Annotated in this window: 11 protein-coding genes; 6 read left to right on the forward strand and 5 right to left on the reverse strand. The window is 65.2% G+C overall.

The genetic code is table 11. From position 1 onward, the window contains the following. A partial coding sequence (locus PHW99_RS16545) for a PLP-dependent aminotransferase family protein (RefSeq protein WP_300180141.1) occupies positions 1-1,458 on the reverse strand: 1,458 nt, incomplete at its 3' end. A gap of 110 nt (positions 1,459-1,568) precedes the next feature. On the opposite strand from PHW99_RS16545, the gene PHW99_RS16550 reads away from it, so the two are divergent. The 6 genes from PHW99_RS16550 (at position 1,569) to PHW99_RS16575 (ending at position 6,672) form a co-directional block, all read left to right on the forward strand. Then, a complete protein-coding gene (locus tag PHW99_RS16550; RefSeq protein ID WP_300180144.1) occupies positions 1,569-2,180 on the forward strand; it encodes a LysE family translocator in 612 nt (203 codons plus the stop codon). A gap of 63 nt (positions 2,181-2,243) precedes the next feature. Beyond that, on the forward strand, positions 2,244-2,939 hold the full coding sequence (locus tag PHW99_RS16555) for an aspartate/glutamate racemase family protein (RefSeq protein WP_300180147.1): 696 nt from the start codon (positions 2,244-2,246) through the stop codon (positions 2,937-2,939). After that, positions 2,936-3,862 carry a DMT family transporter gene (locus tag PHW99_RS16560; protein ID WP_300180151.1) on the forward strand — a complete coding sequence of 309 codons (927 nt, stop codon included), beginning with the start codon at positions 2,936-2,938 and terminating at the stop codon, positions 3,860-3,862. Before PHW99_RS16555 ends, PHW99_RS16560 begins: the two co-directional genes overlap by 4 nt. Beyond that, on the forward strand, positions 3,859-5,088 hold the full coding sequence (locus PHW99_RS16565) for a PLP-dependent aminotransferase family protein (protein ID WP_300180154.1): 1,230 nt from the start codon (positions 3,859-3,861) through the stop codon (positions 5,086-5,088). Before PHW99_RS16560 ends, PHW99_RS16565 begins: the two co-directional genes overlap by 4 nt. A 2-nt stretch (positions 5,089-5,090) precedes the next feature. Then, complete coding sequence (locus tag PHW99_RS16570) at positions 5,091-5,708, forward strand: glutathione S-transferase (protein ID WP_300180157.1); 618 nt, start codon at positions 5,091-5,093, stop codon at positions 5,706-5,708. Positions 5,709-5,733: 25 nt separating this feature from the next. Next, entirely contained in the window at positions 5,734-6,672 is a 939-nt protein-coding gene (locus PHW99_RS16575; RefSeq protein WP_300180160.1) for a PhzF family phenazine biosynthesis protein, read from the forward strand. A 59-nt stretch (positions 6,673-6,731) separates the two neighbouring features. On the opposite strand, the gene phaP is transcribed toward PHW99_RS16575, so the two are convergent. The 4 genes from phaP to PHW99_RS16595 all read right to left on the reverse strand — a co-directional run. Continuing rightward, positions 6,732-7,277, reverse strand: coding sequence for a TIGR01841 family phasin (gene phaP / locus PHW99_RS16580; RefSeq protein WP_300180163.1), 546 nt, complete (start codon positions 7,275-7,277; stop codon positions 6,732-6,734). A gap of 172 nt (positions 7,278-7,449) precedes the next feature. Further along, entirely contained in the window at positions 7,450-8,343 is an 894-nt protein-coding gene (locus tag PHW99_RS16585) for a DMT family transporter (protein WP_300180166.1), read from the reverse strand. A gap of 9 nt (positions 8,344-8,352) precedes the next feature. Beyond that, on the reverse strand, positions 8,353-9,207 hold the full coding sequence (locus PHW99_RS16590; RefSeq protein WP_300180169.1) for a creatininase family protein: 855 nt from the start codon (positions 9,205-9,207) through the stop codon (positions 8,353-8,355). 22 nt (positions 9,208-9,229) lie between these two features. Beyond that, the coding region (locus tag PHW99_RS16595; protein ID WP_300180172.1) for a zinc ribbon domain-containing protein YjdM at positions 9,230-9,430 on the reverse strand (201 nt) is incomplete at its 5' end.

Consider the following 9,430-nt stretch of genomic DNA (forward strand, 5'->3'; position numbering starts at 1 on the left):
GGCCCGCACCTCGCCAAACACCTGCCAGAACGCGGCATCCTGCGTGGTGCAGAAATTGATGCGCATTAGGGTGGCTGGCGCCCGGGCGGCATGAAACAGCGACCCCGGCGCCAGCAAATAACCCACATCCAGCATGCGCTGCGCCAGGGTATCGGTGTCCACCCCGGTTTCGACCCAGCCAAACAGCCCGGTGGGCGGCGCGGCAAACGTACAGCCGGTGGCCAGCGCTAGTTTCACACTGCGGGCACGCGCCAGGTCCAGCCGGATGCGGATGCGCTCGGCATGGCGGCGCAGCTGGCCCTGGTCAATACACCAGGCCAGGGCCTTTTCCAGCAAGGCCGGCGTCGTCAGGGTGGCCAGCAGCTTGGTGTCGAGCAAGCGTTCAAACAGCTTGGCCGGGGCCGCCATGAAACCCACCCGCCAACCCGGCGCCAGGATTTTGGAGAAACCACTGACGTAGATCGTGCGCTGCAAGCCGTCCAGCGCCGACAGGCGGGTGGCGTGATCGGGCGCCAGATGGCTGTAGGTGTCATCCTCAACAATGTGAAAGTCGTATTGCTGGGCCAGTTGCAGCACCCGGTGGGCACTGCCTGGACTCAGGCAATACCCAGTCGGGTTGTGCAGCACACTCACGCTGACGAACAGTTTGGGCGCGTGTAATTCGCAGTAACGGGCCATCACCGCCAGGTCCGGCCCATCGGGGCCGCGCGGCACCGGCAGAATGCGCATGCCCAAAGCGTCCAGCCGGGCAAACTCGATCGCCCAGCCCGGCTCCTCCACCATCACACAGTCCCCGGCGCGCAACAGGGTGCGGCTGACAATGTCCAGCGCATGGGTGGCCCCGACGGTGGTCATGATCTGTGACGCCCCCGCCGGTATGGCCAGCGCCTGGAGCCGACCAGCCAGTGCCTGGCGCAGTCCGGGGTCACCGGCGGCCTCACCGTATTGCAGTGAAAACGCCTGCAACTGCGCGCCACTGGTGAAGCGCCGCACGGCGGCCGACAAAAAGCCGGTTTCCAGCCAGTCCGGCGGGAACGCCCCCAGCCCAGGCTGCAGCCGGTCGCCGCCGCCATGGAACATGCCGCGAATCAGCGCCGTGGCGTTCGCCGGCACAGGTGGCGGCGCCAGCCCTGGATCGCCGTCACCGCCTGGCCCGGAAATAGCTCCTGTTTTAATAGCTACATGTGCTTGATTTATCCGGGCTAGCGCCCTGTTTCTTATGAAAAAACCGCGGTTTCGCCGAGCTTCGACCAGCCCCTGCGCCAGCAACTGGTCATACGCCGCCACCACGGTGCTGGGGCTCACCGATTGCTGCTGGGCGCATTGCCGCACCGACGGCAAGCGGGCGCCAGGCGCCAGCAAACCGTTGTGGATTCGCTCACTCAGGCGGGCCGCCAGCTGTCCGGCCAGTGGCTGGGAGGCGGTTTTCACCAACCAAGGTGTCTCTTGCGATGTCATCTGTGTTGCTCGGTCAAACCATACAGTTCAGTTAAATGTCTTTGAAAGTGTACTGTGAGTGTATTGTTTTGTGCGCTACATTCAGGCCATGATCACCTGTCTTTCACCCCATGACGTCCGCTGAACTCACCGCGCTGCTGGTGTTGTGCACGGCCACCAGTTTCACCCCAGGCCCCAACACCACGCTGTCCACCGCGCTGGCCGCGAACCTGGGTCTGAAGCGTTCGCTGCGTTTTGTGCTGGCGGTGCCGGTGGGCTGGGGCCTGCTGTTTTGCCTGTGTACTGCCGGGGTGGGTACGCTGGTGCTGGCCGTGCCGGCACTGCGCCTGGGGGTGCAGGGGTTGGGTGTCGCCTATTTGTTGTGGCTGGCCTTCAAACTGTTTCGCGCCAGCAGCCTGATGCAGGCCGAAGCACGGCCCTTGGAGGTGACGTTCTGGCAAGGGGTGATGCTGCAGTTCCTCAACATCAAGGCCTGGATGCTGGCCCTGACGGTGGTGGCTGGCTGGCTGGCTGGGCGTGAGGACATCACCAACCGCTTTACCATGGTGCTGCCGCTGATGATGCTGTTTGCCCTGAGCAGCAACCTGACCTATGCGCTGGTGGGCACACTGCTGCGCCAGTGGCTGGCCGACCCCGAGCATGGTGGTCGGCGCCTGCGCTGGTTCAACCGCAGCATGGCCGGGGTGCTGGTGCTCACCGCCGCCTGGATGAGCACTTTTTAAGCAAAATACCCCTCTAGACCGCATATAACAAGCGTGTACAGCTACAACAATGGGAGCAACCCAATGAAAACCCTGGGCCTGATTGGCGGCATGAGCTGGGAGTCCACGGTGCCGTACTACCAGCAGATCAACCGCACCGTCAAGGCACAACTGGGTGGTCTGCATTCCGCCAAATTGATTCTGTACAGCGTGGACTTTGCCGAGATCGAACAGCTGCAGGCCAGTGGCCAATGGGAGGCCGCCGGTGCCCTGCTGGCGGATATCGCCCAGACGCTGGAGCGCGCCGGCGCCCAAGGGTTGGTGCTGTGCACCAACACCATGCACAAGGTGGCGGCAGCCATCGAACGCGCCGTGGCCATCCCCCTGCTGCACATTGCCGACCCGACCGCCCAGGCGATTCGCCAGGCCGGATTCACCCGCGTGGGCCTGCTGGGCACCCGCTTCACCATGGAGCAGGACTTTTATCGCCAGCGGCTCGAACAGAACCACGGCCTGACCGTGCTGGTGCCGCCGCCGGCCGGGCGCGAGCTGGTGCACCGGGTGATCTATGAGGAGCTCTGCCTGGGCCAGGTGCTGGACGCCTCGCGCGACGGCTACCTGCGCATCATCCGTGACCTGCAGACCCAGGGCGCCCAGGCCATCATCCTGGGCTGCACCGAAATCGCCCTGCTGATCGAGCCGATCCACTGCCCGCTGCCGCTGTTTGACACCACAGCGCTGCATGCCCGCCACGCGGCTGACTGGGCCTTGACCGTATGAAACACGAAACCTTGGGCATGTGGCTGGGTGTGCTGGGCGTGTCCATTTTTGCCGTGACCCTGCCGATGACGCGGCTGGCCACCGGCACGGTGGAGGCGCCACAACTCTCGCCCTGGTTTGTCACCTTTGGCCGGGCCGCGCTGGCGGGGGTGTTGTCGCTGGCCTTCCTGCTGATCACCCGCTCTGCCCTGCCCACCCCGGCGCAGCGCAAACCGCTGCTGTTGGCGCTGGCAGGCAATGCCATCGGCTTTCCGCTGCTGCTGGGGTTTGCGCTGCGCCATGTCACCTCGGGCCACGCCGCCGTCATCACCGCGCTGCTGCCACTGACCACCGCTGCGGTGGCCGCACTGGTGTTGCACCAGCGAGCGCGGCTCGGGTTCTGGGTCTGCGCCGGCCTGGGCAGCGTCCTGGTGGTGCTGTTCTCCCTGCTGCGCGCCTCTGCCCAAAGCCATGGTTTTGGTTTCGAGTGGGCTGACCTGCTATTGCTCGGCGCCGTGCTGGCGGCTTCCGTGGGTTATGTCTACGGCGCGCAGGTCACCCACGCCTTGGGCGCCGAGCGGGTCATCTGCTGGGTGTGCGCGATGGCGCTGCCCATCAGCCTGCCCGGCGCACTGCTGACCTGGCCCACCCACAGCGTCGCCACCTCGGCCTGGCTGGGTTTGTTGTACGTGGGGGTGTTTTCCATGTGGGCCGGCTTTTTTGCCTGGTATCGCGGCATGGCCATGGGCGGCGCATTACGGGTCAGCCAGACCCAGCTGCTGCAGCCGTTCCTGAGCATTCTGGCCGCCGTGCCGCTGCTGGGTGAACCGCTGGAGCTGATGACCCTGGGCTTCGCGCTGGCGGTCATGGCCACGGTTTTCATCAGCAGGCGGCTGTCAACGTCGCCGCCGTCTTATCCCCGTCTGTCAAAGGAACCTGCATGAGCAACACTCCCTCCCCCTGGCACCTGGCGCGCCGCGCCGCGCGCATGAACCCGTCCGTGATCCGTGAAATCCTCAAGGTCACCGAGCGGCCCGGCATCATCAGTTTTGCCGGCGGCCTGCCCTCGCCCAAGGCCTTTCCGGTGGCCGAGTTCGAGGCCGCCTGCGCCAAGGTACTGAAGGACGACCCGGTCGGCGCCCTGCAATATGCCGCCAGTGAAGGGTTTGGGCCGCTGCGCGAGATGGTGGCCCAGACCCTGAGCCGGCAAAGTGCCGCCCGCGGTGTGCCCTGGGCCGTGGACGCGTCGCAAATCCTGATCACCACCGGCTCCCAACAGGGGTTGGACCTGGTGGCCAAGGTGCTGGTGGATGCCGACAGCAAGATCCTGGTTGAGTCCCCCACCTACCTGGGCGCCGTGATGGCCTTCATCCCGATGGAGCCACAGGTGGTGAGTGTGGCCAACGACACGGAGGGTGTGGTCATCGCCGACCTGGCCCAAAAAGCTGACGGCGCCCGCTTTCTGTACCTGCTGCCCAACTTCCAGAACCCCACCGGCAACACCATGAGTGAAAGCCGCCGCGCCGCACTGAGCACACTGGCGCAACAACGCGGCCTGCCCCTGGTCGAAGACAACCCGTATGGCGACCTGTGGTTTGAGCAGGAACCGCCCGCCACACTGACCGCGCGCGACCCCGAAGGCAGCATTTACCTGGGCTCGTTCTCCAAGGTGCTGGCCCCCGGGCTGCGGCTGGGCTACATGGTGGCGCCCAAGGCGGTTTACCCCAAGCTGCTGCAGGCCAAGCAGGCAGCCGATCTGCATAGCCCGGGCTTCAACCAGCGCATGATTGCCGAGGTGATGAAAGACGGTTTTCTGGACCGCCATGTGCCCACCATCCGCGCCCGCTACAAGGCGCAGCGCGACGCTATGCTGGAAGCGCTGGCGCAGCACTTCCCGGATGCCGCCAGCCAGCCCGATCAATCGCTGACCTGGAACACCCCCGCTGGCGGCATGTTCCTCTGGGCGCGTCTGCCGGCTGGGATGACGGCCGTAGATTTGCTGCCACACGCCGTGGACAAAGGGGTGGCGTTTGTGCCTGGCGCGCCGTTTTACGCGGACCATGGTGATGAACGGACACTGCGCCTGTCGTTCGTCACCCCCAGCGTCGAAGAGATCCACCGCGGGGTGGCAGCGCTGGCCGCCGCCATCAAAGAACGTTTAGGAGCATGATCATGTTGCACATCTGGGGGCGGCTGAGCTCGCTCAATGTCCGCAAGGTGGTCTGGGCCGCACAAGAAACCAGCGTGCCGTTCTCGCGCACCGACGCGGGTCTGGCCTTTGGCGTGGTGAAAACGCCCGAGTACCTGAGTCTTAACCCCAATGCCCAGGTGCCCACGCTGCAAGACGGCGAGCTGGTGTTGTGGGAGTCGAACGTGATCGTGCGTTACCTGTGCGCCCGCTACGCGCCGGCGCTGTACCCACAGGATCTGGCGCAGCGTTTTGATGCGGAGCGCTGGATGGACTGGCAACAGACCACGCTCAACCCGGCAGGTGGCGCCGCCTTTTTGCAGTGGATTCGCACGCCCGAAGATCGGCGCGACGCCAGTGTGATCGCCAAGTCGGTAGCTGCCATGACGCCCCTGCTGACCCTGCTGGATCAACACCTGTCACAACGCGCCTACCTGGGCGGTGCCGAGTTCAGCATGGCCGATATCCCGGTGGCCTGCGACATCCACCGCTGGTTCGGCCTGCCGCAACCCCGCCCCAACCTGCCGCATCTGGAACGCTGGTACACCAGCATCCTGGCCCGCCCGGCTGTACGCGGCGTGCTCGATCTGCCCCTGTCCTAATGCTCTTACACGGAAGTCGTACCCCATGAAAAACCGCCCTTTCAAACAAGTTGACGTGTTCACCGACACCCCCTATCTGGGCAACCCGCTGGCCGTGGTGCTGGACGGCTCGGACCTGTCGACCGAAGACATGCAGCACTTTGCCCAATGGACCAACCTGTCGGAAACCACGTTTTTGCTGCCGCCCAGCGCCGAAGCGGCGGCGCAAGGTGCCGACTATCGGGTGCGCATCTTCACCCCCGGCGGTGAGCTGCCGTTTGCCGGCCACCCCACGCTGGGCAGTTGCCACGCCTGGCTGCAGGCCGGTGGCCAGCCGCGCGCCAGCCAGACCATCGTCCAGGAATGCGCCAAGGGGCTGGTGGCCATCCGCAAGGATGGCCGTCGGCTGGCGTTCGCTGCACCGTCACTGCGCCGTAGTGCGCCCGACCCGGCCCTGGTGACGGCCGTGGCGCAAGCGCTGGGCCTGGCGCCCGACGCCATTGTCAGCAGCCAGCTGCTCGACAACGGGCCGGTCTGGCTGGCCTTGTTGGTCAACAGCCAGGAGGCCGTGCTGGCCCTGACACCGGACCATGCCGAACTCAAACGTTTAGGGCAAAAAGTGGGGTTAGCCCACATCGAATCTGCCTCGGTAGCTACCAATTTGATTGCAAGATCAAACCGGGAAGCACGGGCTTTTGGTGGCACACCAGCGTCTGGCGCAGCGCCAGCCGATGCGCCGGTGGGCCTGACCGTGCGCGCCTTTGCCGCCCCGATCGGCGTCCCGGAAGACCCGGTCACCGGCAGTCTCAACGCCAGTCTGGCGCAGTGGCTGATGACCGACGGCCTGACGCCCAACCGCTACGTCGCCACCCAGGGCACCTGCCTGGGACGCCACGGCCAGGTGTATCTGGCGCGGGACGAGGCAGGCCAGGTCTGGGTTGGGGGTGATGTGGTGACCTGTATCGACGGGCAAGTGCTGCTGTAACAAAAAAAGGCACCCGAGGGTGCCTTTGGAGGCCGCTGGCAGCGCCAGCCGGTGAAGGTTTAGGCCTTCTTGGCCACGGCCGCGGCAGCGCTCAAAGCCTGCTCGGTCACGGCAGTGACGTTGCTCTCGGCCATGGCCAGCGCCTGCTTGGCGGCATTTTGGGCGGACTCAATGGCGTTCTGGCTGGAAGCCAGGGCGCTCTTGAGCACGGCGAGGGCGGACTCGCTGCCCACCGGGGCGTTCTTGGTGAGGTTGTCCATCACTTGGCCCAATGCCTTCTGGCCTTCAGTGGCCTTGCCTTCGAGGGCTTTGGTGAACTCGGCGCTGGTTTCCACCGAAATGCCGTACACATGACGGCCGTAGGCAACGGCTTTTTCGGCCAGGGGTGCCACCAGGCCAGACTGCAGCGCCACGACTTGTTGCGCGTCCTTGGCCGACAGCAGGGACTGCGTGTGGCTGAAAGACTCGGTCATCAGCGCCTTGGCAGCCGCCAGGTTCAGTTCCACCAGCTTTTCAAAGCCGGCAAACGTCTTGGTCGACAGATGACGGGCGATGTCCATATTGGCTTGGTTGGCGGCAGTGATTTGGTCAACGGTGATCATCATGGTGTTTCCTTTAAAGGTAGGTCAGTTGCAGCAGCTTCACAAAATCATGTTGCAGTGCAGCATAAGCCGGATTATAGGGATGCACCGGAGATCCGCAAGGCATTTTTGCTGCATTGCAACAAATAGTTAGAGTGCCATCTCTAACGCAGGCCATTCGGCCCGCCCGCGGCCCTCAGCGCCAGAGGATCAGCCCGGTGCCCAGCACGGTCAGGATGGCCCCGACCCAGGCCCCGGGCGCCGGTGCACGCTTGAGCTGCAGCCACAGCAGCGGCAACACCAGGATCGGCGACACCGACGACAGGATCGCCACCATGCCCACATCGCCCTTTTCCAGGGCCAGCAGCACCAGTGTCATGCCAATGCCCATGGCGATGAAGCCGTTGAGCCCGGTCCGCACCAGCACCCGCGCCGTTGGCGCCTGGGTGGCGCGCGCCGCCTGAAAACCTGACAGCAGCAACACCCCGTGCGCGGCCGTGGCCACCGTCACCCGCACCGCCGACGCCATCACCGGGTCAACGTGGGCCGCCATGACCGGCTTGGCCACCAGCGACCCTACCGCCTGACACAATGCGGCCAGCAGGGCCAGCGCCACGCCGCTGCCAACATGGCCATGATTGGCTTCCCATTCATGGGTTTCGTCCTTGTGGCGGCCCAGCGCCATTGCCGTCATCACCCCGGCCAGCGTCAGCACGGCCCCCAGCAGGGCCTGCGGGCTCATCCGCTCACCCAGCAGGACAAACCCCAGCGCCGCGCTAAAGGCCGCGTGGGTGGCAAACAGGACCCCGGCACGGCGCGGCCCAAGCCGGTTCATGGCCGAAAACAGGGCCGTGTCGCCAATAAAAATGCCAATCAGCCCGCTGACCGCCATGACCCCCCAATCAGCGGGCGCAAAACTCCGCCAGGAGCCGGTCACCGCCACCACGGACCACAACATGACCGCCACCATGGCCATGCGCCAGCGGGTGAAGGCAAACGCGCCCAAGTGCCGCGAGGGCATCACCGACATCACACTGCCAACCGCCCAACAGGCAGCCGCGCCCAAGGCCAACAGGTCATACGCGGCCATCGTGCGGCGTCACTCAGACAAAGGTTTGGGCGAGGGGGCCAGGGTGTCAGCCGGCAAACGTGCCACCTCGGCCAGCAGCCGCGCCAGCGCCCGGCCAGCGGCATGGACCAGCGCGTGGCCCTTGTCAGCCGTGGCCGCCGCCGCGTTGCCGACTGCGCCTGCGGGGTTGTAGTCCTGCATCTGCCAACCCAGCTTGGCGCTTTTGCCGTTGCCCAGCAGGTCGAACTGCCGGGCGCGCATCTGTGACGTGGACGCAAAGTTGCGGGCCAGATCCATGTGCACGTGTTCAGGGTCCAGCGCCAGCATCATCGAGGTCTCGATGTCTCCGGCGTGGATGCCAAAACGGTGCTCTTCTGCTGAAAACTGCGCATTGACATCCTGGCCCTGCGCGTCCAGCAGCGGCAGGTTGAACCAGCTCACGCTGTAGACCAGCATGTCCAGGCGCGCGCGCAGGTCACGCGCCACCAGGTCCATCACGCTGACGTTGCCGCCATGCGCGTTGAACAGCACCAGCTTCTTCACACCCGCTGCCGCGACCGACTCACCAATGTCGGTCCACAGACGCAGGATGGTTTCATTCCTGAGCGTCAGCGTGCCGGGAAAGCGCGCATGCTCCGGGCTCAGGCCGATGGCCTGGGTGGGCAGGAAAAGCGCCTGGAGTTCAGCGGCCAGATGCGGCAGGGCTGCTTTGACGATGCCATCCACCAGCACCGTGTCCACCGACAGCGGCAGGTGCGGGCCGTGCTGCTCGGTGGCCGCCACGGGCAACACCGCGATGGTGCGCGCGGCTTCGCCGCTGGCTTGCAAGGCGGCAAAGTCCCGCGTGCTCAGGTCAGCCCAGTAGCGTGAAGGCCGCGCCGCCATGGTGTGCTCCGGCACAGCCCGATCAGGCCTTTTTCATGAATTCGGCCTTGAGCATGAAGGCACCCTGATCGGTCTTGCAGTCCACCTCATGGTCGCCCGCGCCTTCGGGCAGACGGATGCCTTTGATCTTGGTGCCTTTTTTCAGCACGATGGAGGAGCCCTTGACCTTCAGGTCCTTGATCAGGATGACGGTATCGCCCGTGGCCAGCACATTGCCGTTGGA

It is taken from the genome of Rhodoferax sp., assembly GCF_028689305.1.
In the GTDB taxonomy this organism is placed as follows: domain Bacteria; phylum Pseudomonadota; class Gammaproteobacteria; order Burkholderiales; family Burkholderiaceae_C; genus Rhodoferax.